This is a genomic window from Nostoc sp. (assembly GCF_036917755.1).
Classification (GTDB): Bacteria; Cyanobacteriota; Cyanobacteriia; order Cyanobacteriales; family Nostocaceae; genus Nostoc.
In genome coordinates this window covers 1-21,976 of record NZ_JBALFC010000153.1, presented here as the reverse complement: position 1 = coordinate 21,976, position 21,976 = coordinate 1, and the positions used below count along the sequence as shown (strand labels likewise).

Sequence of the window (21,976 nt, the reverse complement as noted above, 5' to 3'; positions counted from 1 at the left end):
AAGACAATGCTTGAGTATTTTACATCTTTGAACGACCACAATTTACCCTATCCAGATACGATTCATCCCATCGTTGTCCACTTCGTAATTGCGATGATAGTGTTTTCCTTTTTCTGTGATGTAATTGGCTATTTTACTGGTAAAGCCAGTCTTTTTGAGGTGAGTTGGTGGAATATGTTAGTTGCCACGATCGCTATTTTCGTTGCAATCATTTTTGGTCAGTTTGAAGCGGGTTTAGCACAACCTTACAGCCTAGCGAAATCGGTGCTGAATTTGCATACGCTAATTGGTTGGTCGCTTTCGGGAATTATCACAGCGATTACAGCTTGGCGCTATGTAATTCGTGCCCGCAACCCGCAAAAAGTACCAATTTATTATTTGGGAGCCGGACTAATTTTGACCTTGATAGTTGGCTTGCAGGTATATCTCGGAGATCAACTTGTTTGGGTGTATGGATTGCATACAGTGCCAGTTGTGGAAGCAGTAAAGGATGGTCTGTTGCGATGAACTCAGAATTAATTGACCAATTAAGCGGCTCTCTAGGCGCAAACGGATTACCTTACACAATTCCCATTCATCCCAACTTAGTCCATCTGACAATAGGTTTGTTCATCATTGGGATGACCTTTGATATTGTTGGTGTTCTCTTCCCCTTTGAAAAATGGGTCTTCAAATTTTTAGCAATTACTGTGGAACGTGACAAATTATTTGATGTTGGCTGGTACAACATGTTAGCTGCCAGCATCATTACATTTTTCACAGTGGCAGCAGGCTTTTATGAAATGCTGTTGGCAACACCACCAGCTGATATGAAAAGTGCCTGGGGATTGCAGGCAATGGAAACCATGATTTGGCATGGTGTGGGTGGTGTGTTCTTATTAGCGCTGATTGTTGTCCTGACCATCTGGAGAGCATGGCAGCGCTTCGTTTGGGCCAAACAAGAATATAAACAGACAGATAGAGAAGTGCAATGGATCTATCTGTTCGCAGGCATAGCAATCATGTTGATTATGTACGTTCACGGGACACTAGGGGCGCAAATGGCTGCCGAATTTGGCGTACATAATACAGCAGATAATTTGCTGCGATTGGGACAAGACCTCAATTAGTCATTTGTCATTTGTCATTTGCCCGATGCCTCATGCCCGATGCCCAATGCCCCATGCCCAATGCCCAATGCCCCATGCCCAATACCCAATGATCATGAAAATCCAAAAGATTTTAAATATTTTGACGCTGCTTACAGGCGCGATCGCAGTGACTATTACGAGTCTCTGGATCGGTAAGCAGGCTTACTCCTGGCTTCCCCCCCAAGCAGCAGCCGAATCCCAACTAATTGATGATTTGATTAGCTTCTTAGTAACCCTCGGTGCTTTCATTTTCTTGGGAGTAACAAGTACTCTGATGTATTCTGTGATCTTCCATCGGGCAGTTAAAGATGACTTCACCGATGGTCCCCCAATAGAAGGGAATGTCACCTTAGAAGTTGTCTGGACAGCAATCCCAATTCTGTTAGTATTTTGGATTGCCGGCTACAGCTACCAAGTTTACGAACAAATGGGGATTCAAGGCCCATCAGAATTAGTTCACCTGCATAATCCACTGAGAATGGAATCGGCTCATGCAGAACCAGCTAACGCCTTAGCAGAACCCGTTGAGAAAATCGACGTATTAGCTAAACAGTGGGCGTGGGTTTTTCATTACCCAGAGAAAGATATTACAAGTACCGAATTGCATTTACCGAGCGATCGCCGGGTACGTTTAGCGCTGCGATCGCAAGACGTTCTCCACGGCTTCTATGTACCTGCATTTCGCCTCAAGCAGGATATTATTCCCAACCATGCGATCGACTTTGAATTTACTCCTATCCGCCCCGGACAATACCGATTGACCGATTCCCAATATAGCGGCACATACTTCGCAACAATGCAAGCGAATGTAGTCGTCGAATCTCCTGAAGATTATCAGCAGTGGCTGGCACAAGCTGCAACCCAAAAGCCATCTCCAGCAAATAATCAGGCAGCATCTGAGTATGCTCAAACATCGAATCAGTCAGTCAAAACTGGTTGGGTAACAGTTCCACCTGCTGCACCGACTCTAGTCAATTCTCCTGGTTGAAAGGAAAGTAACCCATGACTAATGTTCCTATTGAAGGTATTCTTCTCCCTGATGAGAAGCATAACCACGAATCTCCAAGTAATTGGAAAGAATACTTCAGTTTTAGTACTGACCATAAGGTAATTGGTATCCAGTATCTCGTTACCTCATTTTTCTTCTTTCTTGTCGGCGGAATCTTTGCGATGGTGATGCGGGGAGAACTGATGACACCCGAATCAGATTTAGTCGATCGCACCGTCTACAACGGGATGTTCACCATGCACGGCACCGTGATGCTGTTTTTGTGGACATTTCCCTCACTAGTTGGTTTTGCTAATTATCTAGTGCCACTGATGATTGGGGCGCGAGATATGGCATTTCCCCGCCTGAATGCCGTTGCCTTTTGGATGGTGCCAGTAGTCGGGATTCTGATGATGGGTAGCTTCTTTATCCCTGGTGGCCCAGCCCAAGCCGGTTGGTGGTCTTATCCGCCTGTCAGTCTCCAGAATCCCACAGGTAACTTGATTAATGGTCAAGTTATCTGGCTCTTAGCGGTGGCAATATCCGGCGTATCCTCAATTATGGGGGCAGTGAACTTTGTCACCACAATCGTGAAGATGCGGGCACCAGGAATGGGCTTCTTCAGAATGCCCTTGTTTGTCTGGGCAGTATTTAGCGCCCAAATTATCCAACTATTCGGACTACCTGCATTGACAGCTGGCGCGGTGATGCTGCTACTTGACCTCACAGTTGGCACCGCCTTTTTCGACCCAGCCAAGGGCGGGAATCCAGTTATGTTCCAGCATTACTTCTGGTTCTACTCCCACCCCGCCGTTTACGTGATTATTTTGCCCATCTTCGGCATCTTCTCGGAAATCTTCCCAGTTTATTCACGTAAACCTCTATTTGGTTACAAAGTAGTCGCTATTTCATCCATCTTGATTGCAGCAGTGAGTGGCATTGTTTGGGTACACCACATGTACGTCAGTGGTACATCAGGCTGGATGCGGTTGATTTTCATGCTGACAACCATGTGTGTATCTGTACCCACGGGAATTAAAGTATTTGCTTGGGTGGCAACTATTTGGGGCGGTAAACTACGGCTAAATACCGCCATGCTGTTTGCCTTGGGTGGATTAATCATGTTTGTCTTCGCTGGCATCACAGGAATCATGCTTTCCTCTGTGCCAGTTGATGTCCACGTTAACAATACCTACTTTGTGGTGGGACACTTCCACTACGTCCTTTACGGCACCGTGACGATGGGCTTATTTGCTGCCATCTACCACTGGTTCCCCAAAATGACCGGGCGGATGTACTCCGAAAGCTGGGGTAAAATCCACTTCTGGTTAGCCTTCATCGGCACCAACCTCAACTTTTTGCCCATGCACCCATTAGGATTGCAAGGAATGTTACGTCGAGTTGCTTCCTACGCCCCAGAGTATCAATTTTGGAATATCATCGCTAGCCTCGGCGGATTTCTATTAGGAATGTCCACCTTGCCCTTCATATTCAACATGGTAATTTCTTGGATGCAAGGCGAGAAAGCACCTAATAATCCTTGGCGGGCAATTGGATTAGAGTGGATGGTTTCTTCACCCCCTCCAGTAGAAAACTTTGAAGAAATCCCCATCATCATCTCCGAACCCTACGGCTACGGCAAATCAGAACCCTTGACAGCCAACCTCCCAGAATAAACGCAAACTATCGGGAAGACGCAAAAACCCTCCGCGTACCTCTGCGCTTCCCTTTGCGTTTCAAACTCACCCCTCAGCCCAAAAGCAGAATGGACAGCTATATCAATTCAAATGAATTGCACCAGCCAAGCGCAGAACACAGCCACGACGAAGAAGGCAACAAAATGTTTGGCTTCATTGTCTTCCTACTGTCCGAAAGCGTTATCTTTTTAAGTTTTTTCGCCGGATATGCCATTTACAAAACAACAACTCCTAACTGGCTACCAGCTGGTGTTTCTGGACTAGAAGTAAAAGAACCGGCAATCAACACAGTCATTCTTGTCGCCAGTAGCTTTGTGATTTACTTAGCAGAACGCGCCCTTCAACGCCATGACTTAGTGAAATTTCGCCTGTTTCTCTTGGCAACAATGGCGATGGGAACTTACTTTTTGGTTGGACAGGCGATTGAATGGAACGGCCTCGCCTTTGGCTTCACATCAGGGGTATTTGGTAGTACATTCTATCTACTAACAGGTTTTCACGGTTTGCACGTTTTCACCGGTATCCTGTTGCAGTTGATAATTTTGGTACGTTCTTTCATACCTGGGAACTACAATACAGGTCACTTCGGCGTCAATGCAACTTCACTGTTTTGGCATTTCGTCGATGTTATCTGGATTATTTTGTTTATCCTTATCTACGTTTGGCAGTAAAGATTAGACTTTTTGTGAGAATAACAGTCTAACAATATTTAGAATCACAGATGCACACAGATCATTCATCGGTGTGCATCTTTGTTTATCTGTGGTTTCATTATCATAAATTCGTGGACGATTGAGAGTTTAGGGACTTCCAAATAAAAAAATATCTCAAAACTGACGCAAAAATCCTCTCTATTTCTCTTCTCTCTGTGTTCTCTGCGCGGCAGTTGCTTCTCCCAAGGGGAGACGCTGCGCGAACAAGTCGGGGAACCGCAAGGGCGCACTGCCTTGTCTCTGTGGTTCGTTTTTTTGGATAATTTATTTCTTGCAAGTCCCTTAAGGTGATAATTTCGTGAAATGCGTAAGTCCTCTGATATTCCTGTTTCGTAGGCGTAGGCGTAGCCCGCCCCAGGCATCGCGGCTGAGTCTATCGATTGGAAGATGAATTTATACTCCAAGCTTCAGTAATGTAAGGGGAGGGTACAAACAGGCTGACTTCGAGTACGCTTTGTGTACGCCAAAAACATAGCTACAAACTTCCTTCTGAAGGCAACATCATGGAACGCATTGCGTATTTAGGACTAGGTATTATGGGCAGTGGCATGGCAACCAACTTGCTTAAAGCGGGCTACGATGTCACAGTTTGGAACCGTAACCCAGAATCCTGTAAACCTCTGATTGAACAAGGTGCAACACAAGCACAAACACCAGCACAAGCTGTGGAAAATGCTGAAGTGATCATGTATTCGTTGGCGGATGATCAGGCGGTTGAAAATGTTGTCTTTGGACAAGATGGTATTTTATCGAAAGTGCAATCGGGACAAATTGCGATCGATACAAGTACAGTTCATCCCGACACATCCCGAAGAGAAGCCGCAGCTTATGCCGAAAAGCATATCGAATTTCTAGATGCTCCCGTTTTCGGCAGTAAAAACGAATCTGCATCTGGAGGATTGTGGTTTGTAGTCGGTGGTAAGCGAGACGTATTTGAACGAGTCAAACCGATTTTGTCACCGTTAAGCGAAACCACACATTACTTGGGTGACACTGGCAAAGGAACTGCGATGAAACTCGTCGGTAACTCACTTGTGGCAACCCAAATCGAAGCGTTAGGGGAAGCAATGATTCTGGCCACTAAAGCCGGACTAAATCCGAAAGACGTTCTTGATGTATTGCATGTAGTAGATTTTCGCTCTCCGCTTTTTGATGGCATCGGTAAGATGCTGGTGAATCGCGATTTTACGCCGAGTTTTGCCTTAAAACACATGCTTAAAGATGCCAATTTAATCGCTCGATTCGCCCAAGATTTGAATTCTCCAACGCCTGCTGCCGCAATGGTGCGAGAAACACTTAAGGTGGCAGTTAATCAAGGATGGGGGGAAGAAAATGCGTCGGCTCTGATCAAAGCTTTGGAGTTAGAAGCTGGAGTAACTGTTGAATCATAACTCCAAAGGAGCCTCACAAAGAAAGGCAGAGGGCAGAGGGCAGAAGGCAGAAGGAAAGAAGTATTAATAAAAACTTTAGTTGTGGGTTATTGCCCACTAGTATAAAAAGATTTGCGTCGAGATGCGTAGCACGAGACACAAGGGAGCCAGTGCGGTCTTGGGCTTTGCCCAAGTGGAGCATCTGGCGTCGTCCTTACTTCAATCCCACGTTTAAAAACGTGGGTTCCCTTCTGCCTTCTGCCTCCTGCCTTCTGCCTTCTGAACTCTACCCCTGCTCTTAAGCAAGCTACGCGTAGCGTCTGGTAGAGAAAGAGTTCCTGGTAAACTCTTTTGGTACTCCATCTGTTGTAATCAATTTGAACTCGCTTGATCCATTTTCTCGATGCAGTCTACTTGGAAGCATCTCACTTTCGTAGAAAGCTCTTTAAACCTCACCCCAACCCTCTCCTTACTAAGGAGAGGGAGCAGAAATCTCGTTTCACCCCTTAGCAAAGAGGGACTAAGTACAGCATTTCATTAATTCGTAGCGAATTAAATTTGGTAATACCCGACAATGCTAAAGCATCGGCTCGTATTGTTAATGCGTCGGGTTACATTGTTAATGCGTCGGGTTGCATTGTTAATGCGTCGGGTTACATTGTTAATGCGTCGGGTTGCATTGTTAATGCGTCGGGTTGCATTGTTAATGCGTCGGGTTGCATTGTTAATGCATTGGCTTGCATTAGACCTCTTGCAAAAGTTCCTAACACCCCACCCCCAACCCCTCCCCGCTCTTCGGGAGGGGAGACAAAGCGTAGCTTTGGCGGGGTGGGGTTCTTTCTTATTTTTAATTTATGCAAGAGGTCTATTAAAAACGCTACGCTTTTACGCAAAGCTGTACTAAGGGGGGTCGATTTAGGGTACATTTGCTTTCACTGAGATGCTCCCGTCTACTTCTTTGTCAAATTAAATAACTTGTATTTGGCACGATCGCAAAGAAGGCATACTCATACCAAGCAGTCCAAATGAAACTGCGAAGCCATCGCTGACGCTTTTCGGGACTCAATTCATATTCAAACGCCCCACGAGATACATCAATGGAAGATAGATGAGAGTTGCAACCACAGCCGTGTTGATAAGTAAAACCGTATTTAGAAGCAATACTTTGCACCTTCATCTGGATAGCAAACACCTTACCTGCATGGAGTATGGCATCCCAAGCGCGTTTGTGTTCGATATCGCGCTGATCAAATCGTAAGGCGCGTTCTTCAAAAACATGATCGCGGTAAATTGGTGCTAGATGCACATGATAGAAGCTGGCAGGTAGTTCATAACCAAACTCGTTAAACAAATCTATACCAATGCGAGCCACTTTTACTTCATCAGCATACTCTGTCCCTTTTGACTCCACATCATGGAGAATTTCTGCAAAGTTTGGATAGCTGTGTTTGAGAAAGTCTTGCCCAAAAAACTCTAGGGTTTCCCATGCTAGTTGTGTAAATAGCTGGGAGAATGAGGGTATCAAGTGAGCTAGTTGGGGGCGATCGCTAAACAAGTCAACATCACCATGCTCTAATTTATATAGGAACAACTGTGCCATCTCAACATAGCTTTGGGGATGGTCAAGTCCGACACTCGCGCTTCCTCTAGCAATGTCTTGCCATGTAGAAGGTAGTTGAGAAACCTGAACTGCATTTTCTCCAGCAATGACTGCAACAGGAGGACATTCGAGAAGTTGCATTGACAATCTCCTTTAAGACTTTAATGGTAATTTACCTTAAGCGATCGCCAAGTATATCTTCTAAACACAATTAAAAATGTATGACAGACTGTCTTTTGACAGCGATACCTACTGTCAAGGCCGAAAAGTCAATCTACCATTTACAGAAAAGCACAGATCCAAATCAACATTCTGCAAGCCTCTGGCACTTCAATCAAGCCAATCACTGAGAAATTCAACTTGATTGTGCATCTGCTCGGCTGATTTTGTTGCCAACAGCACCAAGATTCCACGTACCTGCTCACCCACTGAAAACCGCTGTTGCTGCATCAGCAGTATACCTGCATGAGGTTGTCCGCGTGTGACAAACTCGGTGTGCAAACGGTAAAAGTCTCGCACATTGCCGCTGTATATCACCCTGCCTTGCTCCGTCGCCCATATAAGCTACTCGTCATCGGGGTATCTTAATCGATTTGCCTCCAAGCTCGTCATTACATCTATACCCCTCTCTCTTAAAGCTTGCACGATTGCCCGACGGTTAGAATCCTCGTCGGTCGGTATACAGACGAATTTGACTCACGATTGTTTGCTATATCTATGCAAGGCTAGGAGGCGATCATATTCAGCTTCATCTGCTGCAATGTCCACATCGATTTCATTTTTATTGGCGTAGTAATGGGTTAATGCTGCATAAACCTGCGCCAAGTTTAAATGCCCTATTTCATGGGCAATTTCTTCTATGCTATGACCCGCGTTATGCCAAATTGCAATTCGAGGAACGGTAACTCCTGTGCCTGCAATCAAAGGAGTACCCCCATGAATTCCAGGATCAGAGTCAATCAAACTACCAATGTTAACTACTACAGCCAAAGTGTTTTCCTCTACACTCAATGCTTTTATAAGGATCTTAGCTTAATCTGATGGCAAGAGGGCGAAGGAATGGTTTGGTGAAACCTTGGTGGAAGGCGATCGGTGGTAGCCTAGAGCAGTTTAGGATATAGCTGTCCTACTAGACTCCAATTTTCTTATATATTTTCTCACCTTTGATTATCTCTTCATAGTACTGCTCATAAGGGGTAAACCTGATAGATTCTTGTCGTCCTAAACCCAAGATGCCAAAGGTGCAAAGACTATTATAAAACAGTTCATGTACTCGCTTTTGAAGTACCTGATTGAAATAGATGAGGACGTTACGACAAAGGATGACATTAAACTCATTAAAAGAACTGTCAGTTGCTAAATTATGCTGCGCGAAAACAACATTTTCTCTTAGAGATGCTCGAAAAATCGCGTTATCATAAGCTGCTGTATAATATTCTGAGAAAGACTTCTTGCCACCTGCTTTCAGGTAAAGGTGAGTATATTCCTGCATTAGTTTCAGGGAGAAAATACCACTTTTGGCATTTTGTAATACCTTCTCGTTTGTGTCAGTGGCATATATACGGCAACGGTGGTAAAGTCCTTCTTCTTGCAGTAAAATTGCCAATGAGTAAACTTCTTCACCAGTTGAACATCCAGCGTGCCAGATGCGAATAAATGGATAGGTTTGCAAGAAGGGGATAACTTGATTTCTGAAGGTGTTATAAAAGCTGGGATCACGAAACATTGATGTTACATTCACCGTCAGAGCAAGCAAAAATCGTTCTAAATAGCCACGGTTGTGAAGTAACTGCTCTTGCAGTGCAGAAACATTTGCTAACCCCTCTAAGTTCATGAAGCTCTGAATGCGGCGCTTGAGTGAGGAAAGAGCATAATCACGAAAGTCATAACCGTAATACTGATACAGTCCTTCCAAAAGCAGATGTATTTCGATGTCCTCCAAGGTCGGTTTGGGCAAAAGCATAATAATTTGTAATTTGTAATTCGTAATTCGTAATTCATAATTCGTAATTCATAATTATTACCCCAGGCATGAATGGGCTTTTTGAAATAATGATGCTGGACTTTGGGTAATTTCCATAAATCAATTTAGTTGCTCATTAGCATCAATTATGGATTAGAAATTAATAATTTTGCTCATACAAGAATCCCGGATAGGTCATCAACGAAAAATTATGACAACAACCCGCGTACTCCTACGGTTAAGTAAGCTAGGCGCAGCAAATGCACCAGAAGAAAGAAATAGAGAAACTGTTTACAAACAATTTAGGATTGCTGTAAAAATCAAGTAGATTTTACGCCTAAAATAGCTTGGTGAATCAATGAAATTTGATGGCGGTGCTACTTATGGGTTTCAGTTTAACCAAGTGATTGTTACTACTAAAATAGCGATCGCTGTTATTGAAATCCCAGCTAGCCATCTGACCTGGTAGCGCAGATTTTTAATCTCTTGGCTCAGACTTTCTCTCTGTGGTATAGAATATGGTTCCAGTTCTACAACTTCGATAGCTACTTGTTGGGGTGTATTTTGGGGTTTTGCAAAAGAAACCTGCGTGTGTAGCCAATTAGTAATCAGTTGGGGACAGTTCTTTTTAAACCAATTTAAAGCTAAGGTTTTAAAAACTGGTTTGGACATGCGAGCAATTAATTTCATCAACCTGTTTAGAGGCTTCAAGCGAAGCTTTTGATTGATCAGATTGACTGAACCAACATCATAGAGACAATCCAGAATTAGTTTCACAGTGGCTTCTTCACTGTTAATCAAATTTTGCAGTAAAAGCAGAACATCATGCATCCGCTCTGCTTCCATATACTTTTCTGCCAAGTTTTCTGGAGGACTTACTGAAGGACTTACGGTTGGATTTAGAGTGTTTTGTCTTACTATCGTCATATTGGTAACATAGCAGCCATCATAATGTAAGTACACCTGTCTACCGAGAGAAAGATTTTTTATCTAGAGAGAGAAGCCAAAATTTGTTTGTGAGAGACATGATTATATCGTGTATCTAAAAAGGTTATTTGTCTAGTTTCCATGAATCTTTTATTTACTTCTGGATAAATAAAATTTTTATCGAGATGCTAATACCTCAATTTCTGCAACAACCCGTTCTAATTCTTCAATAATTACAGTAGTTCCAGTCTTCCTGAAGGCATCCACAAGCGCCCGATAATACCAAAGAGTACCTTCTTTACGCCCCTGAAAAAGTTCCCAAACTGATTCGCCCAAAACGCGATAATCTTTGAGAATAGATTGGGCGTTGTAAAGTTTATCTGCTGATGACACGAGCAGTATTGATGGGGAAGCGGTAGGAATATGAGCAATGTATGCCTCTTTGCGCTGTCGCCAAGGCGGTTTTGGAGTTGTATCAGCGTCAGTACAACCATCTACAATTGCCGTTACATTGTCACCAAAGCGGCGGCGAATTTCTGACCGTGTTGCCGCGCCACCTTGGTCTTCGATCGCATCATGTAAGAGGGCTGCGATCGCTTCATCTTCATTTGCCCCATATTCTAAAGCAATACTAGCCACACCTAATAAATGGGCAACGTAGGGAACACCTGAACCTTTACGAACTTGGTTGGCGTGCAGTTGGGTAGCGTAGATAAGGGCTGCGGTAAAACGTTCTGAGAGCATTGTATAAAATGAGTCAATATAACTCTACATAATAAAGGGTTTGCGTCAATTTTATAACAAACCGCTCCAGGCGCAGAGGTTGCAAAGGATGAGAGGGGTACAGAGCTAAAATTGAAATATCTGTCAAGCTTGCTATGGCATCATCATGAACAGCGAAAAAATAACGGTGCAGTCTTTATATACTGTCACTGATGAAGAATTAATGCTGATGAGTTCACAAAACCCAGAACTGCGGTTTGAACGCAATGCTAATGGTACTTTAGAAACTATGCGCCCAACGGGTGGAATTTCCGGTAATCGAGAAATAAAAGCAGGAGCCTATCTGTTTAATTGGGTAGAAAGTCAGAATCTAGGTGAAGTTTTTGGGCCGAGTACTGGTTTTAGATTAGCAAATACTGCTGTCAGATCACCTGATGCTGCTTTTGTGGCTAAAGGACGTTTACCAGAAGGTTGGGATCAGCAAGAAGACAAATTTCATTAATCAGATTTTAGGGAAACTTCATAAACAAGCAATATAACTACTAAATTAAATATATTCAATCTTTCTTTTGAGGGAAATTTGACGACAATCTATTCTGTATCTACGCCTGAAAAAGTCTGAATGTAAAAGCAAAAGTTTTGATGATTATAAATATTTTAATTCTACTTTTAGATAGACAAGATTTAAATCTATATTCCATCGTCAGATAGATAAAAATCCGGTGTTAATTCTTTAAATTTATTAAAGAATTATCTTATTTCGATTAGGAGTTAATTTAATAATGGCAGACAGTCCTGGATTAGGAGAGCAGGCGCTGAATAAAGCGGCAGAAATAGGATTATCTAGCCAATTAGATGAAGTAGAAAATTTAGATGTAAACATCAAAACAGACCCTCTGAAACTGGTTCAGGGAGAGGTGGAGGCAGTCACGATTGAAGGTGAAGGCTTGGTTATGCAGAAAGACCTCCGCATGGAGGAATTAGAAATGCAAATGACTAGTGTTGCCATTAATCCTCTGAGTGTGGCTTTTGGCAAAATTGAACTAACCAAACCTACTGAAGCTAAGGCACAGGTTGTATTAACCGAAGCTGATATCAATCGCGCTTTTAACTCTGAATATGTGCGATCGCAACTGCAAAGTCAAAAAATACATATTAACGAGCAACTGATGACTATTGATCCTCAACATATAGACTTTCGACTACCGGGTGATGGGAAGGTAGCACTAAATGCCAGTATTAAATTAGTAGAAACAGGTGAAAATCAGCAAGTTGCTTTTTCCGCAGTACCCCGGATCAGTGCTAATGGAAAAACTGTTGCTCTAGAAAATGTCGAGTATGGCGAAAGTCAGGAAATATCGCCAGAGTTGACAAAAGCTTTGATAGATGAAACTAGCGAAATTTTGAATTTGAGTAACTTTGATTTAGAAGGGATGAGTCTGCAAGTTAAGCAACTAAAAGTAGAAGTAGGCAAATTAACTCTACAAGCTGAAGCTTATGTTGAAAAAATTCCTTCAGCTTAAAAATAGAACTCTAATAAATTCAGGATACTAAATAATGGAAACTACAGATACAAGCCAAACAAGTTCAACACCTTTTCCAAATATTCCCCCAGTTATTGAAAGTAACGACAGTGAGTATCTTGATACCGGTGTACCCAGTACAGTTGCGATCGCAGGACATCCCCTACATCCCCTGAGTGTAATCTTTCCCATAGCCTTTTTAGCCGCCGCCTTGGGAAGTGACATCGGCTACTGGTTAACTGGTGATTTCTTTTGGGCTAGGGCTTCCCTATGGTTAATCGGACTTGGATTAGCTGGAGGATTCCTTGCAGCAGCGATCGGTCTCAGCGACTTTTTGAAGATTGAACGAGTTCGCAAGCGCAGCGCCGGTTGGGTGCATTTGATACTTAACGTTTCTCTACTAGTTTTATCACTCGTCAACTTTCTCCTACGTTTGGGCGACGCTGAATCCCGAATAGTACCTTGGGGACTGTTACTCTCGCTGATTGTGGGTACGCTGGTTAGCGCTTCCGGCTGGTTCGGTGCCGAACTTTCCTATCGCCACAAAATCGGTGTAGTAGGTGCTGGTAGCAGAAGATATCCATAACTAAATAATTCGTAATAGAGCCTCCGGCACGCTACGCGAAGGTAATTCGTAATTCGTAATTTAAAATACCTCGTTCCCAGTATCTGACTGACTGGGAATGCCCATTCAGAGGCTCCGCCTCCTCTACAAGCAACACAGCCGATATAGCCCTAGAACCTAAAAACAAGATTTTCAAATAGTGGTGCAGAGGCTAAAATTTTGCTTAGTCTCTAAGCTTTCAGAAAATGCGCCAAAACCGTAACCAAACAATATTTATTATTCTTTCTCTGCTCATCGTTGTACCGATGGGCTTTTTGTTTAAGTACTACACTGGGCCTGCCCATCAGTGGTTTAATGACTACGGAGCCGCTATATTTTACGAAATATTTTGGTGTCTATTCGGATTTTGGTTTTTCAGAAGTCGGGCGGCGGTAATCCAAATTCCGATATGGGTTTTTGTCATCACTTGTATACTAGAATTCTTGCAACTTTGGCATCCACCACTATTAGAGGAGATTCGCGCCACCTTGATAGGTAAATTGTTACTTGGTACCACCTTTGTTTGGTGGGATTTTCCTCATTATGTATTAGGTTCTGTTTTAGGTTGGTTGTGGCTGCGACAATTACACGGAATAGGTTATGCAAAAAAAAGTAAAAGTCAAGGTTAAACCTAATTCAAAACAGCAAAAGATTGAAGAACAACCTGATGGCAGTCTGACTGTGTATTTAAAATCGCCCCCAGTTGATGGTAAGGCGAATGAAGAGTTAATTAAACTACTAGCAGATAAATTTGATCTAAGCAAATCTGATATCAAAATTAAGTCAGGTTTATCCTCCCGGCAAAAGCTGATCGAAATTGATACAGACATCTAGTTGCTATTTAGTAACATTTTCTAATAAGGGACTTCCAAATAAAAAAATATCCCAAAACTGACGCAAAAATCCTCTCTATTTCTCTTCTCTCTGTGTTCTCTGCGCGGCAGTTGCTTCTCCCAAGGGGAGACGCTGCGCGAACAAGTCGGGGAACCGCAAGGGCGCACTGCCTTGTCTCTGTGGTTCGTTTCCTTGAATAATTTATTTCTTGGAAGTCCCTAAGACTCTGCCTGTCTCCTGAATGTGAAGCTATATCCCACCCAGTACATCCTCTACCAAAGCCAAGAAACGAGAAACAGAAACTCACAAAATCTAATTTTAAGCTTGTGTAATACTGATATATCTGGGTTGAGCCTTGACTTTTTCTATCCAAGCTTGGATAGCAGGAAATTGTGTTAAATCGAACCCACCTTCATCAGCTACATGAGTATAAGCGAACAAGGCGATATCAGCGATCGTGTAACGCTCTCCTACAAAAAAAGTGTGAGAACTTAAATATTTTTCCATCAAGTTAAGTGCTGCGTAACCTGGTTCACGTTTTTGCTTGATAGCTTCACTATATTCTTCAGTTTTACCTAAAATAGAAATCCAAAATCTTAATGTAGCAATAAAAGGTTCATGGCTATACTGTTCAAAACATAACCATTGCAGCACCTGCGCTCGTAAGAATCGGTCATAGGGCAAAAATTCTGTGCATTCACTCAGATACACCAATATGGCATTGGATTCTGCCAAGTATTTCCCTGGCTTAATTTCCAGAACGGGTATCTTACCATTAGGATTTTTACTTAAAAATTCTGGTGTTCGAGTCTCGCCTTTCAAGATGTTAAGCTCTACCCTCTCAAAAGGTATACCTAGTTGTGTCAATAAAAGACGTATCTTATAACCATTGCCAGAGGGTAAAAAATCGTACAAACGTAATACTTCCATGCTAAAATCCAGTTAGGAATATGTTGATAAGTGAAGTAAAGTGAAAGTTCAAAATACAATATCTTACCAAAAGATTTTCCCCAAACCGGATAATTGTTTTGTTATTTGGCTTCTGAGTACTAGAGAAAATCATTAAAAAAATAAAAAAAGTATTATTTCTTTCTAGATTGAGATGTTTAATTTAGTTAGTGGTCGAGAATAAAAGTATGTGTGGAAGATTTACTCTAAACCAGTCGGCAGCAAGTTTAGCTGAACTTTTCCATGTTGAGCCAGTTCCAGATTTAGCAGCAGAATATAACATTGCACCTACGCAAATGGTGGCAACAGTGTTACAAAATCCCGAAAGCGAAAAGCGTGAATTTAAGCAGTTGCGTTGGGGCTTAATTCCGTCATGGGCGAAAGATGCAGGAATGGGGGCAAAGCTGATTAACGCTAGGGCAGAAACTGTTGCCGAAAAACCCGCTTTTCGTTCGGCTTTTAAGCACAGACGCTGTTTAGTGATAGCTGATGGCTTTTATGAGTGGCAACGACAACAAGGTAAGAAGCAGCCGTTTTATTTTCGCCTTCAAGACGGGCAACCCTTCGCCTTTGCAGGTTTGTGGGAGAAATGGCGATGCCTACGGCAACCCGAAGCGGGAACGCCTGCTAACGAAGAAATAATCTCTTGTACAATTTTGACAACGGCAGCTAACGAATTACTCCAACCTATCCACGAGCGGATGCCAGTGATTCTAGAGCCAGAAGATTACGATTTATGGCTCGATTCTCAAATGCAAACGCCCCAAACCCTACAGCAGCTATTGCGTCCCTATCCAGCCCCAGCAATGACTGCTTATCCAGTCAGCACCTTGGTCAATAACGCTCGGCATAATAGTCCGGAATGTATCATACCCCTCAGTGAGAAAAATGCACCCCCAAATCAGTTAAATTAGCTATTGAGTGTGCTAGGAGATTGGGGAGTGGGGAGTGGGGAGTGGGGGAGATGAGGGAGATGAGGGAGATGAGGGAGATGAGGGAGATGAGTTTTTCCCTCTGCCCCCCGCCCCTCTGCCTCTTTTCAATGCCCAATGCCCAATGCCCAATGCCCAATGCCCAATGCCCAATACTTCGACTTCGCTCAGTACAAGTGCCCAATGCTCAATACCCAGAAACAAATATGCCAAGAACACAAAAAAATGATAATTTTATTGATAAATCCTTTACAGTCATGGCGGATATCATTCTGAAAATCTTGCCAACCAACAAAAAAGCTAAAGAAGCGTTTGTTTATTATCGAGATGGCATGTCAGCCCAAGCAGAAGGGGAATATGCTGAAGCATTGGAATATTATGAAGAAGCTCTAACACTAGAGGAAGATACCAACGATCGCGGCTATATTCTCTACAATATGGGGTTAATTTATGCCAGCAATGGCGACCACCAAAAAGCTTTAGAACTATATCACCAGGCAATTGAGTTAAACCCACGTATGCCCCAAGCCTTGAACAACATCGCCGTGATTTATCACTACCAAGGCGAAAAGGAGAAAGAAGCTGGAGATAACGAGGCTGGGGAAGCACTGTTTGACCAAGCCGCAGACTATTGGATTCGAGCGATTCGCATGGCTCCCAATAACTACATCGAAGCTCAAAACTGGCTGAAAACCACCGGGCGATCGCAAATTGACGTATTCTTCTAAAAGTGAAGAGTTAGGAATTATGAATCATTAACTCCTAACTCCTCACTCCTCACTCCTCTACAGACGCGATTAATTGCCTCTCTAAAAAAATATGATTGACCAAGAACAAGTTCACAAAGTAGCTAATCTTGCTCGTTTAGAATTGACTCCAGAAGAAGAGGAACAATTCACTACCCAGTTGGGAAGTATTCTGGATTATATTCAACAGTTAGATGAACTTGATGTCAGTAATGTAGCCCCAACAACACGGGCAATTGATGTCAGCAATATCACACGAAAGGATGAATTGCAACCCTATCCTGACCGGGAAAGTATTCTCAACAGTGCGCCTGAACAAGAAGGCGAATTTTTCAAAGTCCCAAAAATCCTCAATGCTGAATAGTCGAAAGCTATTGAGTAAGTTCTTGTAATTCTTCCTTACGCATAAAATAATTTCAGGTAAAAATTTTAAATTGTGTTGGAGATTAGCTTTAAGCTGTTTGCTGGAACATTTTTAAAAGCCTTAAACCTATAAAACCCAAATTTGAGCCGAAAACTTTAATATAAAAAATAAAATTTATTAAGAAAAAGCTGAACATTGCTTTTATGGTGATAACCGTCACCGTGCCAAAACGGGAAATTGTACGTTAAGGCTGAAACTAAGATGGGGTAAGCTTTTTAAGAAGTGCTTTCTACCATCATATTGGTGAAAGAGGTATGGTTATGCTACTAGTTTTGCTCTAGTTTGAACGAAAAATCGTTGTTTCAGGCACTTGAAATTTGCTTAGCGTACAAAAAATCTTTTTTGGCACGGTGATGCCGAGTATGGTGAAGAATCCCCAGCCACCCGGATGTCAACCTGTAAAAATAGCCAAAAAGCTGGGTGTTTCATACAAGCAGAGAAAAACCAAAACTGGGTTTCAAAGTTTCTCCTTCGGTGGGGGAGAGGAATGGAAGCGGGGTAAAAATCCATGCTACAACACAAGAAATCAAAACTTATGTATTTTTCTTTTTTCGTATGAAACCACCCTGCTGTAAAGATAGCCAAAAGGGGGCCGCTGAATAATTTACTTGTGAGAAAGGTCTTCGTGAGTTTCTACGGTTATAACAGAAGCCGACATTAGGATACACTGGCTTTTGAATACACCGGAAGTTCAGCAGTAATAAACAAAGTTGCTGCTGGTGACTTCCTGCCTAGTATCCTATCGCTTTTTGCTCTATGAAACTTACTCCAATCTACAGGAAGTCTCCCTCAAGAAGGTTTCTTAGCATCTACAACGACTGCCACTGTTTTGAGGCTATAGCCTTAGAATATTTACAAGCTTTACTTACAAATTAGCTCTCTCTAGAAAAAGTATCGTTTTTACTGTCTAGGCTGACATTCTACCTGTTCATATCCGCATTTGTGTAGTTTAACAAATTAGCGGATTCATTTATATTAAGCCTGTTTTACTATTTAGTTTCTTACCCTGACCTATTAGACAGCTAGAGTGTTCATTTGACTTTGTTCAATAGCTATTAGCCCTTATCGCTCCCATGCTGACCCATCACCGCAAGCCCGTGTGCTTATCACTTATTTCCACTGACCTACCAATCTGGTCTGTTGTCGAAACTGCCGGGACATTGTATCAAAAAGACACTGACCGGTTCCATTTGCTGTTAACTGCACCGCCCCTAATTAGCTGCGAAGTAGAGAGTGTCCTAAGTCCAGAGGACACACTTCCCCAAAGCAAGAGCAAAGCTTACGCTCCTCGCAGTCCCAGAATTTTGTGGCTGGAGATTTCCCCTTATCGAGTAATTATGACTATGCAAGGTAACGCTCAAGTAAGTTACCGTCACTTTTGGGAACAGGGCGTTTATGGAATTAGTCGTTATTGGTTGCCAACTGAATCATTGCAACCAAACCATCCTATTCGTTTACGAAATTTTACTAGTAGCCTAACTCTCAACGGACATCCTTTGCCAGAGCATTTGCGTCTGGAATATGAATTGTGGGCAGAAAAAGTCCAACTAGGATGCTACATACTTAATTTGGAAATTAAACACTGATAGTTGTGGGGAGTAGGGAGTGGGGAGTAGGGAGTGGCAAGATGAGGGAGCAGGTGAGGCAGGGGGAGAAAGAATAACTAATGCCCAATGCCCAATGCCCAATGCCCCCAATGCCCAATCCCTTTCAACCAAAATAACTGGGTTGGTTTCCAGGTTTCCATTTAATATTGCAACCAACACTCGGCTTTTGCTCACTCGTAACAGGTTTACCCGCTAACACTGCTTCAATGGCTGCGCGTAAATCTGCGCCAGTTACAGGTTTACCATTACTGGGGCGGCTATCATCTAATTGTCCCCGATAAACAAGTTGGCGTTCGCCTTTGGCGTTGGCGGAGCCATCGCTATCAAATACAAAAAAATCTGGTGTGCAAGCTGCTGTGTAAGCTTTTGCCGTTTCCTGGCTCTCGTCGTAACACAAGGTAAAATTAAACCCTAGTTCTGTGGCAAATGCTTGCAACGACTCTGGTGCATCATCTGGATAATTCTTTGCATCATTAGCACTAATGGCAACGATCGCTAAATCACTTGTAAAATAATCTTTTCCTAACTGCACTAATTCTTTTTGGACGTGTTTTACAAACGGGCAATGCCGACAAATAAACATTACCAACAGCGCTTTTTTATCTGCAAAGGTGGAAAGTGAAGTTGCCTTTCCAGATACTACTTCCGGTAGATTAAAATCTGGTGCTTTTGTGCCTAGTGGCAACATAGTCGAAGCAGTTAAAGCCATAGTTCACCCTATATTTTTACGCTGATAACGGCTTTTGCTATCAGTATATTTTTACTCTACCACTAAGTTTTCCCATAAATTAAGAGACGGTAAATTTACCGTCTCTTTACATTTGTTGAGAGTTCTGTTACAGAAATTAGTTTTTACAGGCTTGCCAAAACACCAACGATGCCGTGTCCTGTGAATACTTCTAATGCGATCAAAGAGACAAAACCAATCATTGCTAAACGACCGTTGAGCAGTTCTGCGTAAGGAGTGAAGCCTGTGCGATCGCCTTGCTCATCTATATAAACTTTTGGCTCGATCGCAAAGTTGTTCAGCTTCCCTTGGTCATCAATTATAGCAGTGTTTGTACGCATGGATTTTTCCCTGTCTTCTCTGTTATGTAAATAAGTGTAACAAAGTTGTTAATATTTGTAAAGTATCTTAATCTGCTCAAGTAGAAGTCCAAGCCAGAGATATGATAATGGATCGAGTTCAAAGCCATGTCTAACCAACAGGCTCCGCTCCTTCTTCGTAACCACTTTCAGTCACGGTAGTTTCTCATGGAGGAAACCTCCAAGACCGAACCACCTCACAAATCCATTCCCCAAAAACTAATGCATCGATTTCGAGTAGAGGTTATTGCTAAAACACCAAACCCGCAGCAGGTGATTTATGCCGCGATGCACCAGGACTATACTGATGGGTTCGTGTATGAATCGCGAGACTCTTGGCCCTCGGAGTCACAAAGCGGCGAAGTTATTGTTAAACGACTTTTAGCGGGTGAGAGAGGACACTATGGGCCTCTAGAGCATCCCCAGATTGTTTTCAACTGTGGCTACTTTCCCCACAGTGTCATGCAGCAAGCCCGTACTCATCGCGTAAGTGTATCATTTGATGTACAATCTTTTAGGTACACAGGCAATCAATTTATTGATGTAGTAGAAGGTAAGAAAGACATAGAAGATGTTTTTTACCTACGTCCCGTTGGTTATTACACCGATAGACAAGGCAAAAAATACCACTATTCACCAGAGCAACGAGCAGCAGATTTGGAGTGGTGTCTAGAAGCAGCTAAACGATATAAAGCTGATTTTGAGGCTGGAATGTCTGAAGAACACGCAAGAGGTAAAGTACCTTTTGACTATCGTCAGCATTTTGTAGTTAGTTTCAATTTAAGGTCTTTCTTACATTTTTGTGACCTGAGAAATAAGAAAGATGCTCAACTTGAAATTCAAAAGTTGTGTGAAATGATGTGGCCTCATTTTGAAGATTGGGCACCTGCGATCGCACAATGGTATGAAAAGCAGCGTCTAGGTAGAGCAAGGTTAGCACCATAATCATATTTTGGACTCAATCCACTATCTGACTGCCTGCTTTCTATGTTAAAAGAGAAATCTTCATCCGTTTTCTGCCTTACTATTAACTATAAATAAAAAATTTGTAAAATGCTTTCATGCGTCGAGATTCAATATTTTACAAACTGTTTCAACAGTCTCCCACTTTACTGTTTGAACTAGTGGCAAATCCTCCAAGCAATGCGGATAGCTATCGTTTTGATTCAGTCGCCGTCAAAGAACCAAAATTTGAAATTGACGGAGTATTTCTACCACCTGAAAGCGATGGTGCTGGAGTCGTATATTTTTGCGAGGTGCAGTTCCAGAAAGATGAACAACTTTATGAGAGAGTATGGGCTGAATCTTCGTTATATTTCTACCGCAACCGTGCTAGATTTAGCGACTGGCAAGCAGTGATAATTTACCCGTCGCGCAGTATCGAACAAAGTGATATTCATCCTCATCGCTCATTTCTGAACGGTGGACAAGTACATCGGGTGTATTTAGATGAATTAGGGGATATTCGTCAATTACCTATATGGGTGGCGCTGATGGTATTAACTACAGTGGATGAAGAACAAGCACCAGAAGAAGCAAGGTATTTGTTAACAAGAACCACTCAAGAAATGCTATCACCATCGAGTCGCGCCATAATTGAATTAATAACGACGATCATGGTGTACAGATTTGAACAATTAACTCAAGCGGAGGTAGAGTCTATGTTAGGAATCACGCTTAAGGAAACGCGAGTTTACCGAGAAATTAAGGAAGAAGGACGTGAGGAAGGACGTGAGGAAGGACGTGAGGAAGGACGTGAGGAAGCAACAGCTAATCTTATTCTCCGGCAATTGACTAAGCGATTTGGCGAACTTTCTGAAGAAGTACGCTCCTCAATTTCTAGTTTACCTTTGCCTGTTCTGGAAGATTTGAGTGAAGCACTGTTAGATTTTACTAGTTTGGCTGATTTACAGGTTTGGCTAGAAGCGCGATGAAGGTTTAGACTATCTCATATAGACTTTTCCAGGACGATGGATATTCAAAAGTTCTATGCGATCGCCGAATTATTGTATTTTAATAGTGACAGAATAATGAGTGTTATCCCGTTTATATTAGATGGTAGTAACAGGTTAAAAGCAATATTTAAAAATCAAGGACGGGTGATATTAGCGATTGATGGGATGCAGCCAGAAATTGGACATGAGGTATTATGGGTAATTCG

The 21,976-nt window shown here is 42.5% G+C and carries 28 protein-coding genes; 19 read left to right on the top strand and 9 right to left on the bottom strand.

Annotated features, from left to right (window positions below; translation table 11 throughout):
- Nucleotides 1-6: 6 nt before the first annotated feature.
- From V7L05_RS31905 to V7L05_RS31880, 6 genes are all read left to right on the top strand, one after another.
- Nucleotides 7-507 (top strand): DUF2231 domain-containing protein, encoded by a 501-nt coding sequence (locus V7L05_RS31905; RefSeq protein ID WP_335170252.1) that lies wholly within the window; start codon nucleotides 7-9, stop codon nucleotides 505-507.
- Nucleotides 504-1,109 carry a DUF2231 domain-containing protein gene (locus tag V7L05_RS31900; protein WP_335170250.1) on the top strand — a complete coding sequence of 202 codons (606 nt, stop codon included), beginning with the start codon at nucleotides 504-506 and terminating at the stop codon, nucleotides 1,107-1,109. The genes V7L05_RS31905 and V7L05_RS31900 overlap by 4 nt, the downstream gene beginning before the upstream one ends.
- Before the next feature lie 94 nt (nucleotides 1,110-1,203).
- Nucleotides 1,204-2,118 carry a cytochrome c oxidase subunit II gene (locus V7L05_RS31895; protein WP_335170358.1) on the top strand — a complete coding sequence of 305 codons (915 nt, stop codon included), beginning with the start codon at nucleotides 1,204-1,206 and terminating at the stop codon, nucleotides 2,116-2,118.
- Nucleotides 2,119-2,132: 14 nt separating this feature from the next.
- Entirely contained in the window at nucleotides 2,133-3,794 is a 1,662-nt protein-coding gene (gene ctaD, locus V7L05_RS31890; RefSeq protein ID WP_335170248.1) for a cytochrome c oxidase subunit I, read from the top strand.
- A gap of 89 nt (nucleotides 3,795-3,883) precedes the next feature.
- Nucleotides 3,884-4,486: a cytochrome c oxidase subunit 3 gene (locus V7L05_RS31885; protein WP_335170247.1), complete on the top strand. Its 603-nt coding sequence runs from the start codon at nucleotides 3,884-3,886 to the stop codon at nucleotides 4,484-4,486.
- A gap of 545 nt (nucleotides 4,487-5,031) precedes the next feature.
- The gene (locus V7L05_RS31880; protein WP_335170244.1) at nucleotides 5,032-5,919 is read left to right on the top strand and encodes an NAD(P)-dependent oxidoreductase; all 888 of its coding nucleotides are present in this window, start codon (nucleotides 5,032-5,034) and stop codon (nucleotides 5,917-5,919) included.
- A gap of 940 nt (nucleotides 5,920-6,859) precedes the next feature.
- On the opposite strand, the gene V7L05_RS31875 is transcribed toward V7L05_RS31880, so the two are convergent.
- The 6 genes from V7L05_RS31875 to V7L05_RS31850 all read right to left on the bottom strand — a co-directional run bounded on the left by V7L05_RS31875 (nucleotide 6,860) and on the right by V7L05_RS31850 (nucleotide 11,132).
- The gene (locus V7L05_RS31875; protein WP_335170243.1) at nucleotides 6,860-7,639 is read right to left on the bottom strand and encodes a hypothetical protein; all 780 of its coding nucleotides are present in this window, start codon (nucleotides 7,637-7,639) and stop codon (nucleotides 6,860-6,862) included.
- A gap of 189 nt (nucleotides 7,640-7,828) precedes the next feature.
- Nucleotides 7,829-8,059 (bottom strand): DUF5615 family PIN-like protein, encoded by a 231-nt coding sequence (locus V7L05_RS31870; RefSeq protein ID WP_335170357.1) that lies wholly within the window; start codon nucleotides 8,057-8,059, stop codon nucleotides 7,829-7,831.
- Between the two features lie 135 nt (nucleotides 8,060-8,194).
- Nucleotides 8,195-8,488, bottom strand: coding sequence for a DUF433 domain-containing protein (locus V7L05_RS31865; RefSeq protein ID WP_335170240.1), 294 nt, complete (start codon nucleotides 8,486-8,488; stop codon nucleotides 8,195-8,197).
- Nucleotides 8,489-8,627: 139 nt separating this feature from the next.
- Nucleotides 8,628-9,461, bottom strand: a complete 834-nt coding sequence (locus V7L05_RS31860) for a CheR family methyltransferase (protein WP_335170238.1) — start codon at nucleotides 9,459-9,461, stop codon at nucleotides 8,628-8,630.
- Nucleotides 9,462-9,851: 390 nt separating this feature from the next.
- A complete protein-coding gene (locus tag V7L05_RS31855; protein WP_335170235.1) occupies nucleotides 9,852-10,388 on the bottom strand; it encodes a hypothetical protein in 537 nt (178 codons plus the stop codon).
- Nucleotides 10,389-10,565: 177 nt separating this feature from the next.
- Entirely contained in the window at nucleotides 10,566-11,132 is a 567-nt protein-coding gene (locus tag V7L05_RS31850; protein WP_335170233.1) for an HD domain-containing protein, read from the bottom strand.
- Between the two features lie 145 nt (nucleotides 11,133-11,277).
- Here V7L05_RS31850 and V7L05_RS31845 point away from each other — a divergent pair, with 145 nt between their 5' ends.
- From V7L05_RS31845 to V7L05_RS31825, 5 genes are all read left to right on the top strand, one after another.
- Nucleotides 11,278-11,613 carry a Uma2 family endonuclease gene (locus tag V7L05_RS31845; protein WP_335170230.1) on the top strand — a complete coding sequence of 112 codons (336 nt, stop codon included), beginning with the start codon at nucleotides 11,278-11,280 and terminating at the stop codon, nucleotides 11,611-11,613.
- Between the two features lie 280 nt (nucleotides 11,614-11,893).
- Entirely contained in the window at nucleotides 11,894-12,634 is a 741-nt protein-coding gene (locus V7L05_RS31840; RefSeq protein ID WP_335170228.1) for an LmeA family phospholipid-binding protein, read from the top strand.
- 34 nt (nucleotides 12,635-12,668) lie between these two features.
- The gene (locus tag V7L05_RS31835) at nucleotides 12,669-13,220 is read left to right on the top strand and encodes a DUF2231 domain-containing protein (protein WP_335170227.1); all 552 of its coding nucleotides are present in this window, start codon (nucleotides 12,669-12,671) and stop codon (nucleotides 13,218-13,220) included.
- Between the two features lie 224 nt (nucleotides 13,221-13,444).
- The gene (locus V7L05_RS31830; RefSeq protein WP_335170226.1) at nucleotides 13,445-13,867 is read left to right on the top strand and encodes a ribosomal maturation YjgA family protein; all 423 of its coding nucleotides are present in this window, start codon (nucleotides 13,445-13,447) and stop codon (nucleotides 13,865-13,867) included.
- Complete coding sequence (locus tag V7L05_RS31825) at nucleotides 13,839-14,072, top strand: DUF167 domain-containing protein (protein WP_335170224.1); 234 nt, start codon at nucleotides 13,839-13,841, stop codon at nucleotides 14,070-14,072. The genes V7L05_RS31830 and V7L05_RS31825 overlap by 29 nt, the downstream gene beginning before the upstream one ends.
- Before the next feature lie 318 nt (nucleotides 14,073-14,390).
- On the opposite strand, the gene V7L05_RS31820 is transcribed toward V7L05_RS31825, so the two are convergent.
- Entirely contained in the window at nucleotides 14,391-15,002 is a 612-nt protein-coding gene (locus V7L05_RS31820) for a glutathione S-transferase family protein (protein ID WP_335170222.1), read from the bottom strand.
- A 206-nt stretch (nucleotides 15,003-15,208) separates the two neighbouring features.
- Here V7L05_RS31820 and V7L05_RS31815 point away from each other — a divergent pair, with 206 nt between their 5' ends.
- From V7L05_RS31815 to V7L05_RS31795, 5 genes are all read left to right on the top strand, one after another.
- On the top strand, nucleotides 15,209-15,934 hold the full coding sequence (locus tag V7L05_RS31815) for an SOS response-associated peptidase (protein WP_335170220.1): 726 nt from the start codon (nucleotides 15,209-15,211) through the stop codon (nucleotides 15,932-15,934).
- 34 nt (nucleotides 15,935-15,968) lie between these two features.
- Entirely contained in the window at nucleotides 15,969-16,181 is a 213-nt protein-coding gene (locus V7L05_RS31810) for a hypothetical protein (protein ID WP_335170219.1), read from the top strand.
- Nucleotides 16,159-16,680, top strand: coding sequence for a photosystem I assembly protein Ycf3 (locus tag V7L05_RS31805; protein WP_335170217.1), 522 nt, complete (start codon nucleotides 16,159-16,161; stop codon nucleotides 16,678-16,680). The genes V7L05_RS31810 and V7L05_RS31805 overlap by 23 nt, the downstream gene beginning before the upstream one ends.
- Nucleotides 16,681-16,771: 91 nt before the next feature.
- Nucleotides 16,772-17,062: an Asp-tRNA(Asn)/Glu-tRNA(Gln) amidotransferase subunit GatC gene (gene gatC / locus V7L05_RS31800; protein ID WP_335170215.1), complete on the top strand. Its 291-nt coding sequence runs from the start codon at nucleotides 16,772-16,774 to the stop codon at nucleotides 17,060-17,062.
- Nucleotides 17,063-18,195: 1,133 nt separating this feature from the next.
- Nucleotides 18,196-18,708, top strand: coding sequence for a hypothetical protein (locus V7L05_RS31795; RefSeq protein ID WP_335170214.1), 513 nt, complete (start codon nucleotides 18,196-18,198; stop codon nucleotides 18,706-18,708).
- A gap of 124 nt (nucleotides 18,709-18,832) precedes the next feature.
- Here the strand turns inward: V7L05_RS31795 and V7L05_RS31790 are convergent, their stop codons facing one another.
- Together V7L05_RS31790 and V7L05_RS31785 are read right to left on the bottom strand one after the other, a co-directional pair.
- Nucleotides 18,833-19,438, bottom strand: a complete 606-nt coding sequence (locus V7L05_RS31790) for a thioredoxin family protein (RefSeq protein WP_335170213.1) — start codon at nucleotides 19,436-19,438, stop codon at nucleotides 18,833-18,835.
- A 143-nt stretch (nucleotides 19,439-19,581) separates the two neighbouring features.
- On the bottom strand, nucleotides 19,582-19,797 hold the full coding sequence (locus V7L05_RS31785; protein ID WP_334946365.1) for a chlorophyll a/b-binding protein: 216 nt from the start codon (nucleotides 19,795-19,797) through the stop codon (nucleotides 19,582-19,584).
- 240 nt (nucleotides 19,798-20,037) lie between these two features.
- Between V7L05_RS31785 and thyX the strand changes: the two genes are divergently transcribed.
- The 3 genes from thyX to V7L05_RS31770 form a co-directional block, all read left to right on the top strand.
- Nucleotides 20,038-20,760 (top strand): FAD-dependent thymidylate synthase, encoded by a 723-nt coding sequence (thyX, locus tag V7L05_RS31780; RefSeq protein ID WP_335170356.1) that lies wholly within the window; start codon nucleotides 20,038-20,040, stop codon nucleotides 20,758-20,760.
- A 116-nt stretch (nucleotides 20,761-20,876) separates the two neighbouring features.
- Entirely contained in the window at nucleotides 20,877-21,749 is an 873-nt protein-coding gene (locus tag V7L05_RS31775) for an Rpn family recombination-promoting nuclease/putative transposase (protein WP_335170211.1), read from the top strand.
- Nucleotides 21,750-21,785: 36 nt separating this feature from the next.
- Nucleotides 21,786-21,976, top strand: a 191-nt coding sequence (locus V7L05_RS31770; protein ID WP_335170208.1) for a hypothetical protein, incomplete at its 3' end; no start/stop codon positions are given.